This is a genomic window from Alteromonas sp. S005 (genome assembly GCF_036864475.1).
In the GTDB taxonomy this organism is placed as follows: domain Bacteria; phylum Pseudomonadota; class Gammaproteobacteria; order Enterobacterales; family Alteromonadaceae; genus Alteromonas.
In genome coordinates this window covers 255807-273587 of record NZ_JAZETN010000005.1, presented here as the reverse complement: position 1 = coordinate 273587, position 17781 = coordinate 255807, and the positions used below count along the sequence as shown (strand labels likewise).

The 17781-nt window shown below is 44.5% G+C and carries 15 protein-coding genes; 4 read left to right on the top strand and 11 right to left on the bottom strand.

All coding sequences use genetic code 11. The features are described from left to right. Positions 1-130 precede the first annotated feature (130 nt). From V7R55_RS09165 to V7R55_RS09125, 9 genes are all read right to left on the bottom strand, one after another. Positions 131-397 (bottom strand): hypothetical protein, encoded by a 267-nt coding sequence (locus tag V7R55_RS09165; protein WP_334059192.1) that lies wholly within the window; start codon positions 395-397, stop codon positions 131-133. A gap of 631 nt (positions 398-1028) precedes the next feature. After that, positions 1029-1319 carry a hypothetical protein gene (locus tag V7R55_RS09160; protein ID WP_334059191.1) on the bottom strand — a complete coding sequence of 97 codons (291 nt, stop codon included), beginning with the start codon at positions 1317-1319 and terminating at the stop codon, positions 1029-1031. Between the two features lie 115 nt (positions 1320-1434). After that, a complete protein-coding gene (locus tag V7R55_RS09155) occupies positions 1435-1782 on the bottom strand; it encodes a DUF3024 domain-containing protein (protein ID WP_071951667.1) in 348 nt (115 codons plus the stop codon). A 110-nt stretch (positions 1783-1892) separates the two neighbouring features. Continuing rightward, positions 1893-2258, bottom strand: coding sequence for a cupin domain-containing protein (locus tag V7R55_RS09150; protein WP_334059190.1), 366 nt, complete (start codon positions 2256-2258; stop codon positions 1893-1895). A gap of 542 nt (positions 2259-2800) precedes the next feature. Next, the gene (locus tag V7R55_RS09145; RefSeq protein WP_334059189.1) at positions 2801-3091 is read right to left on the bottom strand and encodes a hypothetical protein; all 291 of its coding nucleotides are present in this window, start codon (positions 3089-3091) and stop codon (positions 2801-2803) included. Between the two features lie 510 nt (positions 3092-3601). Next, a complete protein-coding gene (locus tag V7R55_RS09140) occupies positions 3602-4030 on the bottom strand; it encodes a hypothetical protein (RefSeq protein ID WP_334059188.1) in 429 nt (142 codons plus the stop codon). A gap of 963 nt (positions 4031-4993) precedes the next feature. Continuing rightward, on the bottom strand, positions 4994-5290 hold the full coding sequence (locus V7R55_RS09135; RefSeq protein ID WP_334059187.1) for a hypothetical protein: 297 nt from the start codon (positions 5288-5290) through the stop codon (positions 4994-4996). Positions 5291-5845: 555 nt separating this feature from the next. After that, the gene (locus V7R55_RS09130; protein WP_334059186.1) at positions 5846-6262 is read right to left on the bottom strand and encodes a hypothetical protein; all 417 of its coding nucleotides are present in this window, start codon (positions 6260-6262) and stop codon (positions 5846-5848) included. A 559-nt stretch (positions 6263-6821) separates the two neighbouring features. Beyond that, entirely contained in the window at positions 6822-7088 is a 267-nt protein-coding gene (locus tag V7R55_RS09125) for a hypothetical protein (RefSeq protein ID WP_333973794.1), read from the bottom strand. A 1118-nt stretch (positions 7089-8206) separates the two neighbouring features. Here V7R55_RS09125 and V7R55_RS09120 point away from each other — a divergent pair. Continuing rightward, the gene (locus V7R55_RS09120; RefSeq protein WP_334059185.1) at positions 8207-9175 is read left to right on the top strand and encodes an integron integrase; all 969 of its coding nucleotides are present in this window, start codon (positions 8207-8209) and stop codon (positions 9173-9175) included. Between the two features lie 77 nt (positions 9176-9252). On the opposite strand, the gene fadA is transcribed toward V7R55_RS09120, so the two are convergent. Further along, a complete protein-coding gene (gene fadA / locus V7R55_RS09115; RefSeq protein ID WP_024015658.1) occupies positions 9253-10416 on the bottom strand; it encodes an acetyl-CoA C-acyltransferase FadA in 1164 nt (387 codons plus the stop codon). A gap of 18 nt (positions 10417-10434) precedes the next feature. After that, complete coding sequence (fadB, locus tag V7R55_RS09110) at positions 10435-12585, bottom strand: fatty acid oxidation complex subunit alpha FadB (protein ID WP_334059184.1); 2151 nt, start codon at positions 12583-12585, stop codon at positions 10435-10437. A gap of 493 nt (positions 12586-13078) precedes the next feature. On the opposite strand from fadB, the gene V7R55_RS09105 reads away from it, so the two are divergent. From V7R55_RS09105 to V7R55_RS09095, 3 genes are all read left to right on the top strand, one after another. Next, positions 13079-15142: a transglycosylase SLT domain-containing protein gene (locus tag V7R55_RS09105; RefSeq protein WP_334059183.1), complete on the top strand. Its 2064-nt coding sequence runs from the start codon at positions 13079-13081 to the stop codon at positions 15140-15142. Positions 15143-15309: 167 nt separating this feature from the next. After that, positions 15310-16641 carry a Xaa-Pro dipeptidase gene (gene pepQ, locus V7R55_RS09100; RefSeq protein ID WP_334059182.1) on the top strand — a complete coding sequence of 444 codons (1332 nt, stop codon included), beginning with the start codon at positions 15310-15312 and terminating at the stop codon, positions 16639-16641. 289 nt (positions 16642-16930) lie between these two features. Beyond that, positions 16931-17647, top strand: a complete 717-nt coding sequence (locus V7R55_RS09095) for a ZIP family metal transporter (protein ID WP_334059181.1) — start codon at positions 16931-16933, stop codon at positions 17645-17647. The last annotated feature ends 134 nt before the right edge of the window (positions 17648-17781 follow it).

The window sequence follows — 17781 nt, the reverse complement described above, 5'->3', positions numbered from 1 at the left end:
ACCCCACTAAGGGGCGATAACACATGGGCTAAAATTAGGAACGAAGTGACGCAGCCCATGTGTTAGCGTCCCAGCGAGCGAAGCGAGAGCCTTGAGAGGTTTGTTATGTGCGTTTAAAAACAGCAGCATATTAATCACGCAGATAACGGACAAACTTATGCGTTTGCTTGACCGCAAAAAAAGCCATAAATGCTACAGCTACTATAGAAACTATAAAAACGAACCAGGTAGGGAAAAAATTTAGAAATCTAGCCTTTCTGCTCACTAGCTCGAAAGCTGTTCCGTTTTGCCATGCTTCGAAAACAGATTTTGACATCCAGCCAGTTGCAATAGTTACTACCCAGTAAAAGAGAGCTGCCAAAAAAGCAATCTCAGTATCGCCGTTTTCTTTTTGCATGTTACTCCAAGCACATAACTTTCCAATAACGGGCGCAGACATGTGGGGCATAATGGCGAAGCCGCCCCACGTGTATGCGTCCCAGCGAACGCAGTGAGAGTGTTGATTGGGTTGTTAGCTATGCCTTAAAACTTCAACCCCAAGTACATATGATACATATAACAGACCGAACCACCCTAGAATATGTCCAAAATCCTCGCCGAAATAATCTAGTGAAGAGAAGCCTTCTATGATCTCACTGGCAGGTTTGGAGAATACGATGAGGCTTATACTTAAACCCGGTTCCCATAGCAAATACCAATAAGTTGATAATCTCCAGCTTGTACCTTCAGTAGTAACTATGAAAAAAGTCAACACAGCGAAGACTACAATGCCAATTATTTTGGAATTTCTCCACCTTTTAAAACTGTCCGCTAATGAATGCTGATATTCATATTTAGAGTATAGGAATACAAAGGCAATTGGTGACAAATAGAGTAAAAAAATAGCGAATGAAAATAGCATGTTCACCAAAATAGCTAACTTTCAAATAAGGGGCGCAGGCATGTGGGGCATAATGGCGAAGCCGCACCGCATGTATGCGTCCCAGCGAACGAAGTGAGTGACTTAATTTTTTTGTTAGGTGCGTGCTTCATAAAAACCCGAACACTCGCAGTAAAATGGGCAAAACAATAACCAATAACATTATAATACCGAGCCATTTTGCCAACGCATTTCCTGTTTTACTTCCTTGGCTTACGTCTATCTTTTTTTCTTTTAGCGCACTTGCTTCAAGTTTAATGCTGTAAATCATTGCTGCACCACTGATGGTGCAAACAAACAATAGAGTTAAAGGATTAGGACCAAATACAGAGAACATAACGGCTGGAGCAATTATGCAGAGAGAAATTCCAATAATCCATGAAAGGTAATGTTTAACCATTAGCACCTAACTTCCAAATAAGGGGCGCAGACATGTGGGCGAAAATGGCGAAGCCGCCCACGTGTTTGCGTCCCAGCCCGCACAGCGGGCGAACTTAATTTGTTTGTTATGTGACTTACCCAAAAAAACAAGCGTATTCATCATGATCTATAACGGCAAAGACTTGCTCAATAGTTTTTACATACATATTTGGCTCATAGCCATGCCATTTTAGATCTTGTCGCATCCAGAAAATTTTCCATTTACCTTGAGCGCGGATAAAAGTTGCTTTAGCCATGTCCAGGTCATGATATTCATTTGGGCTGTTCCAAACAGGACGCGTTTCATATATATAAACTGATTGCTTCTCCAGCCGCCAACCAATGTCTAACTCATTTCTAATATGCACTGGTGGCCTACGCTTATTTAAAAAAGCGTTGGCAGCTTTTTCTATCTTCTTTATTTCGAATTCACTTAAGGCCATAAAAGTTTAATTTTCCACCTGTCACATAACGCCCGCAGCATGCGCGGCTTTGGAATGGAGGCGAAGCCGCAATGGAAAAGACGTCGCCGTGCCTGCGATTGTTAACTGCTTTAGATCCAAACATCGTTTTCAGCTGTTTGGCTCCCAGTCTCCTCGCCAGTATTCACAACTCCCCGCGGCTCGATAAGCAAAACTTTCGCCTCATTTTCCGCAAAAGGCTTGTGTTCGATTCCCTTAGGGACAACGTACATTTCGCCCTCAGAGAGATTCACATGCCCATCTCTGAAATCGATTCTGAGACTACCCTCAAGCACGATGAAAGTTTCATCTGTATCTTTGTGGTCATGCCACACGAACTCGCCCTGAATTTTAACGACCTTGAACTGATAGTCATTCATCTCAGTAATCACCTTAGGTGACCACTGCTCATTGAAAAGACCCAACTTGTTTTTGAAATTTACCGCCTGATAGTTCATCCGAACTCCTTTCCGATTGCAGTTAACACTAAGCTTTGGGGCGCTAACATGGGGCTATAATCGCGAAGCGGCCCCGTGTTAGCGTCCCAGCGACCGGAGGGAGTGCCAACAGCGTTTTGTTAGGCGTACAACTTAGAGTACGCAGCTTTGCTGCCACCACTAGCCAATTAGGCCGCGCGTTTAAATTATTGAATTTAAGATAAAACAACCCTGTGTGAAATGCCAGATGTTAACGACATTGCTGAATAAAAGAGCGAGTTTAGAAAGCTGATGATGCAGAATACTGGCGTTGCTGAGTTGATGAAAAGCCCGTTGCTAAAGCCGTTGAAACTACCGAAAAAGCAAGCCGTAAACACAACCTAATGAAACAGCCTTGATGCTGGAATGTCACTTCTGAACCAACATTTTAATGCTGTAAGTAAATGACGCCTAACTTTCCAATAGCGGGCGCAGGCATGTGGGGCATAATGGCGAAGCCGCCCCACGTGTATGCGTCCCAGCGAACGTAGTGAGTGTGTTTATTGGCTTGTTAGGTGCGTGCTTCATAAAACCTCGAACACTCGCAGTAAAATGGGCAAAACAATGACCAATAACATTACAATCCCGAGCCATTTTGCCAACGCATTTCCTGTTTTACTCCCTTGGCTTACGTCTATCTTTTTTTCTTTTAGCGCACTTGTTTCAAGTTTAATGCTGTAAATCATTGCTGCTCCACTGATGGTGCAAACAAACAATAGAGTTAAAGGGTTAGGGCCAAATACAGAGAACATAACGGCTGGAGCAATTATGCAGAGAGAAATTCCAATAATCCACGAAAGGTAATGTTTATCCATTAGCACCTAACACTAAGCTTTGGGGCGCTAACATGGGGCTATAATCGCGAAGCGGCCCCGTGTTAGCGTCCCAGCGACCGAAGGGAGTGCCAACAGCGTTTTGTTAGGCGTACACCGAAATGTACGCAGCTTTGCTGCTACCACTAGCCAATTAGATCGCGTGTTTAAATTATTGAATTTAAGATAAAACAACCCTGTGCGAAATGCCAGATGTTAACGACAATACTGGATAAAAGAGCGAGTTTAAACAATTGGAGATGCAGAATGGTGGCGTTGCGATACTGGTGAAAAGCGCGTTGCTAAAGTCGTTTATACAGCAACAAGAGCCAGCCGCAAAGACAACCTAGCGAAACAGCCTTGATGCTTTAATGTCATGGTTAAACCCACTTTTTTATGCTGTAAGTAAATGACGCCTAACGCCACAATAAGCGGCAAGTAATGCTTGGCTAAAATCGGCGAGGAACGAGCGCGAGCCAAGCGTTACGCGTCCGTTTGATTGCCTTGTTAGCTCTATTTACCATTAGGCTCAAGAAGTTCACCACTTAGTAAGACTACAATTTCAAATTCATCAGAGTTAAACTTGTAAGGTAGAGTTGTCAGAGTGACAAGGTAGTACCAAATAACGGTTCCCTCTCGGCTAAAAGCAGGTTTAAATTGGACTTCTTTAACACCAAGGTCAGACTCTGTTTTGTTAAAATACTTATATGCTTTATCAATAGCCTTACCGATCGTTAATTTAGGCTCTCCCTTACCATCCCAAGTAGCCTTTTCCATATCGAACTGCCAAGATTTAATTGTATAGCTCCCTTCTTGCGTTCCAATTAGGAAAAAGTGTTCTTGACCTTCCTGAGATTCGCTTGAGTAGCTTATAACTTTATTTTCATTCGCTGCTGCAACCGAACAAATTAATGATAATGCTAAAATAAAACCTTTATTCATGTGACGATCCTTTTGATAGAGCTAACTTTTAAATAAGGGGCGCGGACATGTGGGGCATAATGGCGAAGCCGCCCCGCATGTATGCGTCCCAGCGAACGAAGTGAGTGACTTAATTTTTTTGTTATGTTCTAAGCCACTGAAGTTACTTAACATCATTTTTGCCGAACGTATAACCACAATTGCGGCATGTATCATTAGGTAGCTTAAACTGCTTTAACGAAACCACAACTTGATTTCTTTTACACTGTGGACAAAAGTAATTCAGGGTATTTATTAATATTGCTATAGCGAAAACGAAGCTGCTGATATAAAACGGGTTAGCATAAAAAGTCATGCTAGGCTCAGAAAACTGAAAGCCAACAATGCAGACAACTAAAGCTAATAACCAAAGTTTAAATTTTCCGCTTTTATTCAAACTACTAAATCCATTTAAAGAACATAACGCTAAGCTTTGGGGCGCTAGCACGTGGGCTAAAATCCGAGCGAAGCGAGCCAGCCCACGTGTTAGCGTCCCAGCGACCGGAGGGAGTGCCAACAGCGTTTTGTTAGGCGTACAACTGAAAGTACGCAGCTTTGCTGCCACCACTAGCCGATACGGCCACTTGTTTAAATTATTGAATTTAAGATAAAACAACCCTGTTCGAAATGCCAGATGTTAACGGCATTGCTGGACAAAAGAGCGAGTTTGAAAAGCTAGTGATGTCAAATGTTGGCGTTGCGGTGTTGAAAAAAGCACGTTGTTAAAGCCGTTAAAACTACCGAAAAAGCAAACCGCAAAGACAACCTAAAGAAACGGCCTTGATGCTGTAATGTCACGGCGGAACCTACTTTTTAATGCTGTAAGTAAATGACGCCTAACTTCCAAATATGGGGCGCAAACACGTGTGCAATAATGGCGAAGCCGCGCACGTGTTTGCGTCCCAGCGAGCGACAGCGAGTGCCATAATTTGTTTGTTATATTGCTTAGTCACTATGACCGCTGCCGCCCGTAGGTTCAGGTTGAAAATTGTGGTCACGTTTTTCAGTATTACTATTTGAACTATTTAGGTATGAGTCGACTAAAAAACCGATAAATAAACCTAGTAGAGTAAAGGGCGTGCTAATTGCCAGTAGTTCTAAATAGCTAATACTCACAATGCTTGGATCGTAATTTAGCATTGCTCCAACGACTAACCCCAGTAATGAAAACAAAATTCTAGCTTTAGATGATAGTAATAAAGCAAAAAAGAGCTTATGCATAGGAAATCGTTTTGAATTCATATTATGGTGAGCTTCCTTGCAATATAACTTTAAGCTAAGGGGCGCTAGCATGTGGGCTATAATCCGAACGAAGTGAGTCAGCCCACATGTTAGCGTCCCAGCGACCGAAGGGAGAGGCTTGAGCGTTTTGTTAGGCGTACAACTGGAAGTACGCAGCTTTGCTGCCACCACTAGCCGATACGGCCACTTATTTAAATTATTGAAATTAAGATAAAACAACCCTGTGCGAAAAGCCAGATGTTAACGGTAATGCTGGATAAAAGAGCGAGTTTAGAAGACGGATGATGTTAAATGTTGGCGTTGCTTTTTTTGATAAAAAGCGCGTTGCTAAAGCCGTCGAAACTACAGAAAAAGCAAGCTGTAAAGACAACCTAGCGAAACAACCTTGATGCTGTAATGTCACGGTTAAACCCACCTTTTTATGCTGTAAGTAAATGACGCCTAACTTTAAGCTAAGGGGCACAGATGCGTGGGGCATAATGGCGAAGCCGCCCCGCGTATAGGCGTCCCAGCGACCGAAGGGAGAGGCTTGAGCGTGTTGTTATAAGCAAGGCTTTACGACCGAAGCTTGTTGACCAAACCATCTCGATTTTGGACCCAACTTAAACTTAAAACTTCATTATTCTTAAAGTTAATTGAAACTCTTGGAATGAAAAGAAAATTGGAAGTTTTTACACTTACAATATCACCCAATGGTTTAGCGATTTTATAACCAGTAATTTCGTTCTCAAACTTAAAACACCCTTTGCTAACAACAATTTTTTCTTGCTTCTTTTCCTTCAATGTTCTATTCCAAAATCTAAGGTGGGAAGCTGAGTATGCAAAAGCAGGTACTGCAAAAATAATAACAAAAACTGTATTTAGACCAAATTCTTTATGAATAATAAAAATTATGAGAGCCCAGAGCCAAAGACTTGGCAATAATATTTTGTGATAGGCTTTGTAAGCTTTTTCATCAAATTTAAAGTGCAACTCTGACCCCTTGCTTATAACGCTAAGCTTTGGGGCGCTAGCACGTGGGCTAAAATCCGAGCGAAGCGAGCCAGCCCACGTGTTAGCGTCCCAGCGACCGGAGGGAGTGCCAACAGCGTTTTGTTAGGCGTACAAAGGTAAGTACGCAGCTTTGCTGCCACCACGAGCCGATAAGGCCACTTATTTAAATTGTTGAAATTAAGATAAAACAACCCTGTGCGAAAAGCCAGATGTTAACGACATTGCTGGATAAAAGAGCGAGTTTAGAAGACTGGTGATGCAGAATGTCGGCGTTGCTGTGTGATGAAAAGTACGTTGCTAAAGCCGTTGAAACTACCGAAAAAGCAAGCTGTAAAGACAACCTGGTGAAACAACCTTGATACTGGAATGTCACGGTTTAACCCACATTTTAATGCTGTAAGTAAATGACGCCTAACTTCCAAATATGGGGCGCTGACATGTGTGCAAAAATGGCGAAGCCGCGCACATGTTTGCGTCCCAGCGAGCGACAGCGAGTGCCATAATTTGTTTGTTATGTGCGTTTAAAAACAACAGCATATTAATTGCGCAAATAGGTAACAAACTTAAGCGTCTGCTTGGCTGCATAAAAGAACATTATTGCTAAAACTACCAGAGAGAGAAAGAAAATAAACGATATTGGAAAATGATTAAGGATTCTTGCTTTTCGGCTAACAAATTCAATGGAGCTTCCATCTTGCCACATTTCGAAAACTACCTTGGATAACCAGCCCGAACCAATAGTAACTAGCCACAATGCCAACGCTGCCAAAAAAGCAATTTCCGTATCACCGTTTTCTTTCTGCATGTTACTCCAAGCACATAACGCTAAGCTTTGGGGCGCTAGCGCGTGGGCTAAAATCCGAACGAAGTGAGTCAGCCCACGTGTTAGCGTCCCAGCGACCGAAGGGAGTGCCAACAGCGTTTTGTTAGGCGTACAAAGGAACGTACGCAGCTTTGCTGCCACCACTAGCCAATTAGGCCGCGTGTTTAAATTATTGAATTTAAGATAAAACAACCCTGTGCGAAAAGCCAGATGTTAACGACATTGCTGGATAAAAGAGCGAGTTTAGAAAACTGGTGATGTTGAATGTTGGCGTTGCGATGTTGATGAAAAGGGCGTTGCTAAAGCCGATGAAACTACCGAAAAAGCAAGCCGTAAAGACAACCTAGCGAAACAACCTTGATGCGGGAATGTCACGGTTGAACCCACTTTTTAATGCTGTAAGTAAATGACGCCTAACGCTAAGCTTTGGGGCGCTAGCACGTGGGCTAAAATCCGAACGAAGTGAGTCAGCCCACGTGTTAGCGTCCCAGCGACCGAAGGGAGTGCCAACAGCGTTTTGTTAGGCGTACAAAGGAACGTACGCAGCTTTGCTGCCACCACTAGCCAAATAGACCGCGTGTTTAAATAATTGAATTTAAGATAAAACAACCCTGTGCGAAATGCCAGATGTTAAGGACATTGCTGGATAAAAGAGCGAGTTTAGAAGACTGATGATGCAGAATGTTGTCATTGCGATGCTGATGAAAAGCGCGTTGCTAAAGTCGTTGAAACTACCAACAAAGCTAACCGTGAAGACAACCTAGCGAAACAGCCTTGATGCTGAAATGTCACAGCTGAACCAACTTTTTAATGCGGTAAGTAAATGACGCCTAACAATTTAATCGTTCCCTAAACGGGGCGATTTAACGAACCATAACGGGGTTTTTGTCCGTTTGGTTTTAAGTATTCTTAAACCATAACCTATCGATAGGATTAGTAAAATACGTTTTTGGTGTATTTTACTCAAAAGCTAAAAACACCAAATCGGGTTGCAGGTGATTTTGGGATATTTTGTGAGTGCCTTTGCAACAAAACAGGTACTAAAGTCAGTTATTTCATTGTGATTTTTTAAATAGACTTCTTTTATTTTGGAGTCGAATATGAAGTCTCAGTTTATTAAATCCCTGTACGAGCACATGATGCTGAAGCGCTATGCAAAGCGTACTATACAAACCTATATAAACTGGATTTCAGACTACATTCGTTTTCACAAATTTCAGCATCCGAAAGATCTCGACGTGTTGCACGTTGAAGCATACCTTACGCATCTATCTACCAAGCGAAAAAATGCGCGGTCTACACAAGCCACCGCACTTAACGCATTAGTGTTTCTTTACAATAAATATTTAGAACAACCACTACCTTCAGAAATGAATTTTGTGGGAAGTGGAAGGGAAAGAAAGCTGCCAGTTGTGTTAACCCAGTTAGAAGTAAAAGCATTGCTTGGTAGGGTGCCTACCCATCATTACTTAGCGGTAGCACTCCTTTATGGAAGTGGCCTTCGATTAATGGAGTGCGTGCGCCTCAGAACGGGAGATATAGACTTCGACTACAAGTGTGTGAGAATTTGGTTTGGGAAAGGGGGCAAGCATCGAGTGGTAACGCTGTCAGAATCACTTATCCCACTTTTAAAAAATCATATAAGTGAAAGTGAAAAACTTTTACAACGAGATTTGATGGTGCCAGACTTTGCTGGTGCTTGGATTCCACATGGATTGAGGAAAAAGTATCAACAGCGCAATAAAACGCTGGAATGGCAGTATTTGTTCCCTGCATCAAAGTTAAGTATTGACCCAGAAAGCAAGCTATTACGGCGTCATCATATTGATGAAAAACAGATACAGCGCGCGGTAAGTCGTGCTTCAAGTGATGCGGGAATAATTAAGCATGTTACGCCACACACGCTTCGTCACTCATTTGCTACGCATTTACTGCAATCAGGTGCAGACATCAGAACAGTGCAAGACCAGCTAGGTCACGCCGATGTTAGAACTACTCAAATCTATACCCATATACTTCAACAAGGGGCTAATGGTGTTGTCAGCCCACTTTCTAATTTAGCATTTTAGTTTTCTTGTTCACGGAAACAAAAAAGGGCCCGAAGGCCCTTTTCAAAATTTAGCTTTAAAAGCGCTTATTTAAACGCTTATACACGCTCAAATACGGTAGCAATACCTTGACCTAAACCAATACACATAGTCGCTAAGCCTAGGCTTACGTCTTGTGATTCCATTAAGTTGATAAGCGTACCTGAGATACGTGAGCCAGAACAACCTAGTGGGTGACCAAGTGCAATCGCACCACCGTTAAGGTTAATCTTAGTATCTAGGTGGTCCATCCAACCTAGTTGCTTAATGCACGATAGTGCCTGTGCGGCGAACGCTTCGTTAAACTCAGCAAGTTCAATATCGTCCATAGTAAGGCCAGCGCGCTTAAGGGCTTTTTGTGTAGCCGGAACTGGGCCATAACCCATAATTGCCGCATCACAACCAGCCACAGCCATTGCGCGAATTTTCGCACGTGGCGTTAGGCCAAGCTCTTTCGCACGGTCTGCTGACATAAGCAGCATACCTGATGCACCGTCAGACAGCGCAGAAGACGTACCCGCCGTAACCGTACCGTTTACTGGGTCAAACACAGGGCGAAGTGCCGCCATGCTCTCAGCCGTGCTTTCTGGGCGTACTACTTCATCGTAGTCAATTAGCTTTAATACGCCGTTTGCATCGTGACCTTCAACAGGCACAATCTCGTTAGCCCAGCGGCCTTCAAGGTGTGCTTTGTGCGCTAGCTGGTGCGAACGTGCGCCAAATGCGTCTTGCTGCTCACGAGTAATACCGTTTTGACGGCCAAGTAGCTCGGCAGTCATACCCATCATGCCCGACGCTTTCGCCGTGTACTTAGCAAGACCTGGGTGGAAGTCGATGTTGTAGTTCATCGGTACGTGACCCATGTGCTCAACACCACCAATCATGTAAATGTCACCACGGCCGCTCATGATGCCGCTTGTTGCATCGTGAAGGGCTTGCATTGATGAACCACATAAACGGTTTACCGTTACCGCGCCAGTCGTGCGTGGAATTTGTGTTAGTAATTGCGCGTTACGTGCAACATTGAAGCCTTGTTCTTTAGTTTGCTGAACACAGCCCCAAATGATGTCTTCAATTTCCGCTGGGTTTACGCCAGGGTTACGCTCTAGTAGCGCGGTCATTAGCGCTGCAGATAGGTCTTCTGCACGCACATTTCTGAAAACACCGTTTTTTGAACGACCCATTGGGGTACGTACGCAATCGATTACGACCACTTCTTTCATTAGTTTTTCCTCCGGGTCTTATGCGAAATAGGATTTACCAGAAGCGGCCATTTCACGAACGCCATCTGAAATCTGATAAATTGGACCAAGTTCAGCGTACTTGTCTGCCATAGCAACAAAGTTCGCCAAGCCAATGGTTTCAATCCAACGGAAAATACCACCGCGGAATGGAGGGAAACCTAAGCCGTAAAGTAGCGCCATATCTGCTTCAGCTGCGCTATCTACAATGCCTTCTTCTAGGCAGCGAATTGCTTCGTTTGCCATAGGGATCATAAGGCGTGCAATAATGTCGTCAGCTTCAAAGTCTGTCTTTTCAGCTACGTGAGGTGCCATTAGTGCGTAGGCTTCTTCAGCAGGTGTTTTCTTCGGCTTGCCGCGCTTATCAACACCGTAGTTGTAGAAACCTTTACCGTTCTTCTGACCTAAACGCTCTTCTTTGTAGAACAGTGTTACAGGGTCGTTGTCTAGGCGAGCCATACGCTCTGGAATACCCGCTGCCATCACGTCTGCTGCGTGATCGCCCGTGTCGATACCTACAACGTCCATTAGGTAAGCCGGGCCCATTGGCCAGCCGAAGATTTTTTCCATTACTTTATCAACTGCAACGAAGTCTGCGCCGTCGATAAGAAGCTTACTGAAGCCTGCAAAGTATGGGAACAATACGCGGTTTACCAAGAACCCTGGGCAGTCGTTAACCACAATTGGGGTTTTGCCCATTTTAAGGGTAGCGGCTACTACTGCATTGATGGTTTCTTCAGAGGTTTTTTCGCCACGAATAATTTCAACAAGCGGCATGCGGTGCACTGGGTTGAAGAAGTGCATACCACAGAAGCGCTCTGGCTTGTCTAGGCTTTCAGCTAGCTGATTGATAGAAATAGTAGAAGTGTTTGAAGTGATGATAGCGTCGTCAGCTACATTGTCTTCTACTTCTTTAAGCACAATACCTTTTACTTTTGGGTTCTCTACAACCGCTTCAATAACAAGGTCTGCATCTTTAAGCGTGCTGTACTCAAGGGTAGGGGTGATAGCGTTAAGTGTTTGCGCCATTTTAGTCGCATCAACTTTACCGCGCTTCATGCCTTTGCCAAGAATTTTTGCCGCTTCTGAAAGGCCAAGGTCTAGTGCACCTTGGTTAATGTCTTTCATGATTACCGGTGTGCCTTTCACAGCGCTTTGGTATGCAATACCGCCACCCATGATGCCTGCACCTAGCACAGCGTTAAGCTTAGATTGCTTGGTTGCCGCTTTCGCTTGCTTTTTACCTTTGCTCTTAACTAGCTGGTCGGCAAGGAAAATACCAATTTGTGCTTTCGCAGCGTCTGTTTTCGCAAGCGCTACAAAGCCTTCGTTTTCAAGCTTAAGTGCGCCGTCACGGTCTAAGCCTGCTGCTTTTTGAACAGTCTCAACCATTTTGTGCGGTGCCGGGTAATGTTTACCAGCTTGTGCGAATACCATGGCTTGAGCAGTAGAGAAGCTCATCATAGCTTCGTTTTTGTTTAGCTGTAGTGGGGCTTTCTTAACCGCACGACGTGCTTGCCAGTCAAGTTTACCGTCAGCTGCGTCTTTCACCATTGAAAGCGCACCTTCAACGAGTGCTTCTGGAGCAACAACTGCGTCAACCGCACCTTCAGCAAGGGCTTTCGCGCCTTTTCTGTCGCGGCCAGTGGTCATCCACTCAAGCGCATTATCTGCACCAATTAGACGAGGTAAACGAACCGTACCACCAAAACCAGGCATAAGGCCTAGCTTAACTTCTGGTAAACCAATTGAAGCGGTAGTGTCTGCAATACGCATGTCACATGCCAATGCCATTTCACAGCCGCCACCAAGAGCGAAGCCGTTAACTGCAGCGATGGTAGGGAATGGTAGGTCTTCGAAGCGGTCGAATACTTGTGACGTATTAGCAACCCACTGTAGTACTTCAGCATCGTCCATAGCGAAAAGGCCAGTGAACTCGGTGATATCTGCACCTACGATAAATGCAGGTTTTGCACTGCGTACTACTAAGCCTTTAACATCGCCTTTAGCAAGTAGGGCTTGGGTTGCTTCGTCAAGTTCGCTCACTGTTTGGCGGTCGAACTTGTTTACTGAACCTTCGGCGTCGAATACCAGCTCAGCAAAGCCGTCATCTAACAGGCTGACGGAAAGACTTTTGCCTGTGTATATCATTATCATCTCCTTCGGCATTGGCCAGGATGTTAGTGAAGTAATCCAACTGATTTGTAGGGTCGTATGCATTCACTAACGCGTTAGGGTGGCTAGATTCTTTACAAAGCCACACAAAATTTCAACAAAAAATCAAACAAGCGTTTCAATTTGTCTAAGGTAGTGGTCCGATGACTTAAATTCAAGTCTAAATATCGAATTCACGCTTCATTTCGATATTGGTGGTTGTATAATGAGCGTTATTGGCCCAAAGCGCCAATCCAGCAAAAGAATAATCTACAATCACGTCAACTATGTGTGTAAAGCATAGCTAACGACAGCTGGCACAACATCTTCTTTGGCAAGGAGCCAGACTGACATTTTCCCTCGTTCGTAAAAAAATGTAGTGGGTCAGTCGCAATGCTGCTTTTTCAGCAACATTTTATAATCAGCTCGTTTTGGCAAAGTCGCCAGCGCTCATAAGCGTTCGAGTGTAGAGCAGGGTAGGAGTTCTATTGTGTCTGGTTTTTATTTTACTTCGTGGTTAGGTCAGCAGTCGCTGGCAAAAAACAATAAAGTACTCGCCACCATTGTGGGGGCATTTACTTGCTCATTTTCTTTAGCTTTCTCTATTAGTGCATGGGCTTCCCAGCCGTTAACGCTACCCAATGATATTTTTGAAAAAGATCGTGCCCGCTATTTAGAAGTTGAAAAGAAGCTGCTCACTTACTCGAAACGCAGCCTGCAACGCCTTGATAACGACATTTATGATTTAGCACACTATCCACTTTATCCATATCTGCTTAGACTCAAACTAGAGCGGACTATGTCAATTAGGACGAAGCGCGAAGTTAAACAGTTTTTACAAGACTTTAGCGGTCAACCCGTTAGCTATGGCGTGCGTTACAAGTGGCTGAACTATCTCGCAAAGAACAATTATCGCAGTACGTTTTTAGAAAATTATCGTCCCGGCATGGGTGCACGACTAACCTGTATTGCGCTGAATTACCGTTTAAAAGAAGGTGAAAGCGAACAGGATATTTTGCGTGAAGTAGATGCGCTTTGGCTACATGGTCAGTCCCAGCCTGACGAATGCGATCCGCTTTTTGCGAAGTGGAAGAAAGCGGGCATGATGACGCCAGACATGGTGATAAAACGCATTGAAATTGCGGCAAAAGAAGACAATCGAAGTATTATCTCTTACTTAAAGCGCCAACTTCCTAGCGATAAGCAATACATTGCAGACGCATGGCTATCGGTAACCCGCGATACCAGCCGTGTTAATAAAACCGCGCTTTTCCCACTTAAAAATAAATCGCATGAAGCTGAGGTAATGGTATGGGCAATAGAGAAACTTGCGTGGAGAAACCCAGATTTAGCGGGCAAAGTATTTAATCGCTACAAGCATAAGCAAGTATTCTCACAAGCCCAGCAACACGTTATGCGTCGAGCGATAGCGCTTAGCTACACGTTAGACCGCCTTCCTCAAGCGCATCATTGGCTTGAACTTGCTGATGTTCAGGGTGCCAGTGAAGACGTAAAGCTATGGCATGTTTCCCATTTATTGCGCATGAAAAAGTGGCAGGAAGTGATTGATGTTATTGATAACGCGCCTGTTAACTTGCAGCAAGAAGAAAACTATCGCTATTGGAAAGCTCGTGCCCTAGAAGCGCTTGGTCAAACCATGCAGGCAACTGTGTTGTATAAAGAACTTGCGCAAGAGCGCCATTATTATGGCTTTATGGCAAGTGCACATGTAGGTGAAATTCCATCGCTTTCGCATACGCCTGCACCAAGAGATACAGCAGCTATTGCGAGTGTGGCTAAAACGCCTGCTACCATGCGTGCCGTAGAGTTTTTTAGGTTAGACAGAGCTACAGAGGCGCGTAGAGAGTGGTATTACTTGCTGTCCCACTTGCCTGAGTCGAAGGTTGCTGACGCAGGCATACTTGCTTATGAGTGGGGCCTGTACGACCAGGCAATTACCAGCTTTGCGCGAAGTGGCTATTGGGACGATGTAGAACGCCGATTCCCATTGGCCTTTAACGATGTATTCAGTGAAAAGTCACAGGCCTATAGCATTTCAAAGTCACTGGCTATGGCTATTGCTCGTCGTGAAAGCTCGTTTAGAAGCGATGCTATCTCGCCGGTTGGAGCGGCAGGTTTAATGCAGTTAATGCCTGGAACAGCACGCTACGTGGCAAAAGAAAGAGTAAGTAGAAGCAAGCTGTTCAAAGTCGACGACAATGTTGATTATGGGGTGCAGTACCTGCGTTATCTAATGGATAAGCTAAACAATAACCCAGTGCTGGTGTCCGCATCTTATAACGCTGGTTGGCGCAAAGTGTTGGAATGGCTGCCTGCTAATGAAGCGCTACCAGTGGATATTTGGATTGAGAATATTCCCTACAAAGAAACCCGTGCTTACGTGAAGGCGGTGATGGCGTATCAGCATATTTACGATCAGCAGCTAGGTGGAAACGAGAATATCTTCCCTCAACTTACCCGCGATATGATCCCATCGGCGGATGCGGTCAGTACTCATCCGGTAACAGGTACACTGCAACTAGCACCGCGATAGCTATCCAAGGTTAGGCGTATACGGGTACGCCTATCATTACGTTATTATTTTACCAGTATGGGAAACTTAACGTATACAACAGCACAGCGGTCTGAGCCAGTATGCATGTCATACTGGCCTCGTGATACACTAGTGGCTAACTAACGACTAAAAAGATAAGAGGGGCTATGTCGCAACATAAAGCAACCTACCTACAGCATATCGAAGAGCTTCAGGCTCGTACCCGCGAAGCATTACAACGAGAAGGGCTAGACGGGCTAGTGATTCATTCGGGGCAGGGCAAGCGCCTTTTCTTAGACGATAATCATTACCCATTCAAGGTAAACCCGCAGTTCAAAGCATGGGTGCCTGTTATTGATAACCCTAACTGTTGGCTGGTGGTAAACGGCGTAGACAAGCCTACGCTTATTTTCTACCGTCCAGAAGACTTTTGGCATAAAGTGCCGCCAGAGCCAAATGATTTCTGGACTGACAGCTTCGACATTAAACTACTTCAACAGGCCGATGCAGTAGAGAAATTCCTGCCTTACGATAAAAGCCGTTTAGCCTATGTAGGCGAATATATTGAAGTGGCAAAGGCGCTGGGTTTTGATAACGTGAATCCAGACCGCGTATTGCATTATTTGCACTATCAACGTGCTTATAAAACCGATTACGAGCTAGACTGCATGCGCGAAGCTAATAAGCTAGCGGTAGCGGGGCACAAAGCGGCTGCGCAAGCCTTCCGTGAAGGAAAAAGCGAGTTTGATATTAATCTTGCTTACGCAACGGCAAGTCGGCAAGGTGATAATGATGTGCCTTACACCAGCATTGTGGCACTTAACGAACACGCTTCAATTCTTCACTACATGCAGTGCGATACTGTAGCGCCAAAAGAATCTCGTTCGTTTCTGATTGATGCGGGTGCGAATTATCATGGCTATGCGGCAGATATTACGCGTACTTATGCTCAAGACGGTGTTCAGAATTCAGCAATGTTTCGCGACCTCATTCAGGCGGTAGATAAGGTAACGCTGACTTTAGTTGATTCGTTAAAGCCAGGTGTAGCCTACACAGACATTCACTTGTTAGCCCACGATGGTATTGCGCAAATTCTTCACGACACCGGCATGGTGAATTTAACGCCACCTGAGATTGTGGAAATGGGTATTACACGCACGTTCTTCCCACATGGCATTGGTCACTTCTTAGGGTTACAAGTGCACGATGTAGGCGGTCTAGTCAATGATGACAGAGGCACGCCTAAACCTGCTCCTGATGACCACCCGTTCTTACGCTGCACGCGTATGGTTGAAGCCCGACAGGTGTTTACTATTGAGCCGGGCCTGTACTTCATCGAAAGCTTGCTTCGTGACCTAAAAGCGACGCCTGCGTCTAAATACATCAACTGGGACACTATTGATGCATACAAGCCGTTTGGCGGTATTCGTATTGAAGATAACATTATCGTGCATCGCGATAAGAACGAGAACATGACCCGAGGTTTGGACTTAAATTAATCGGCTTTCTTGTGTATAGCTAATAGCTAACACAACCCACCGTCATGAATGCAAAGAGCAGCCTTTGGCTGCTCTTTTTCGTTACACGGGTTTAAAATGTACGTTTTTTTTGTTGTGTCACCTTGATGTAGAACCACTATACCTGCGGTAACACGGCGCGATTACGAACATTTTAAATCTCGCTGAGTGGGTAATGATCTATGCGGCCGGTATTATTGGTAAACCAATAGTGCTGAGTACAGTAATCAATTAGAAGGCGTACACAATTAATGGCTAGAAAGGAGTCTTTATGGCACAAGGCGATATAGTAGGTTTATTGATAATGGCAACAGTGGCAGGCTTAGCGATGCCTGCTGGCGCTATTTTAGCGACTTACCAGGGTATTCAACCTAAGTGGCTGGAAAAAGAGTTACGTCACGGGATTTTGGCGTTAGGAGCTGGGGCGCTTATTTCGGCGGTGGGTCTTGTGCTTGTGCCAGAGGGCATAAAAGACGTATCGGTATTGGCGGCCATAATGTGCTTTGTTGGCGGTGCCTTAGCGTTTATGGCCCTTGATATTTATCTAGCGAAAAAGAAAACCGCAGGCAGCCAGTTAGCCGCAATGCTAAGTGATTTTGTGCCTGAGTCTATCGCCCTTGGTACGACGGCAGCACTAGGCGGTGGCACTATGTTGTTAGGCCTATTGATTGCGGTTCAAAATCTACCTGAAGGGTTTAATGCCTACAGAGAGATGTTGCCCAAAAACAAACAGCGTAGCAATAAACTCATTGTTATCTTTGTTTTGATGGCGCTACTTGGCCCCTTGTTCAGTTTGCTCGGCTTTTATTATTTAGCCCAATTCCCAGTGGTTATGAGTGGGATCATGCTGTTTGCTGCAGGTGGTATCCTTTATTCAGTGTTCCAAGATATTGCTCCGCAAATTCGCATGGAAAACCATTGGTTGCCACCCCTTGGTGGTATTCTTGGTTTCTTAGTAGGCCTGATAGGCATTATGCTTGAAGGGTAGCTTATAAAAATGCGCTTAGCCTAAACGTTTGTTTTCATGATGAATCAGCGCAGAGAAAGTTCTTTATTGAAATGGCTTGTCGGAGCGTCAAAGACATTTTATGTATCGACAGGTTTGAAGCCTACGTTTTAAGT

Coding starts and splice junctions, on each gene's coding strand:
- V7R55_RS09165 (WP_334059192.1), bottom strand. CDS start 397: ATGCAAAAAGAAAACGGCGATACTGAGATTGCTTTTTTGGCAGCTCTC.
- V7R55_RS09160 (WP_334059191.1), bottom strand. CDS start 1,319: ATGGTTAAACATTACCTTTCATGGATTATTGGAATTTCTCTCTGCATA.
- V7R55_RS09155 (WP_071951667.1), bottom strand. CDS start 1,782: ATGGCCTTAAGTGAATTCGAAATAAAGAAGATAGAAAAAGCTGCCAAC.
- V7R55_RS09150 (WP_334059190.1), bottom strand. CDS start 2,258: ATGAACTATCAGGCGGTAAATTTCAAAAACAAGTTGGGTCTTTTCAAT.
- V7R55_RS09145 (WP_334059189.1), bottom strand. CDS start 3,091: ATGGATAAACATTACCTTTCGTGGATTATTGGAATTTCTCTCTGCATA.
- V7R55_RS09140 (WP_334059188.1), bottom strand. CDS start 4,030: ATGAATAAAGGTTTTATTTTAGCATTATCATTAATTTGTTCGGTTGCA.
- V7R55_RS09135 (WP_334059187.1), bottom strand. CDS start 5,290: ATGAATTCAAAACGATTTCCTATGCATAAGCTCTTTTTTGCTTTATTA.
- V7R55_RS09125 (WP_333973794.1), bottom strand. CDS start 7,088: ATGCAGAAAGAAAACGGTGATACGGAAATTGCTTTTTTGGCAGCGTTG.
- V7R55_RS09120 (WP_334059185.1), top strand. CDS start 8,207: ATGAAGTCTCAGTTTATTAAATCCCTGTACGAGCACATGATGCTGAAG.
- fadA (WP_024015658.1), bottom strand. CDS start 10,416: ATGAAAGAAGTGGTCGTAATCGATTGCGTACGTACCCCAATGGGTCGT.
- fadB (WP_334059184.1), bottom strand. CDS start 12,585: ATGATATACACAGGCAAAAGTCTTTCCGTCAGCCTGTTAGATGACGGC.
- pepQ (WP_334059182.1), top strand. CDS start 15,310: ATGTCGCAACATAAAGCAACCTACCTACAGCATATCGAAGAGCTTCAG.
- V7R55_RS09095 (WP_334059181.1), top strand. CDS start 16,931: ATGGCACAAGGCGATATAGTAGGTTTATTGATAATGGCAACAGTGGCA.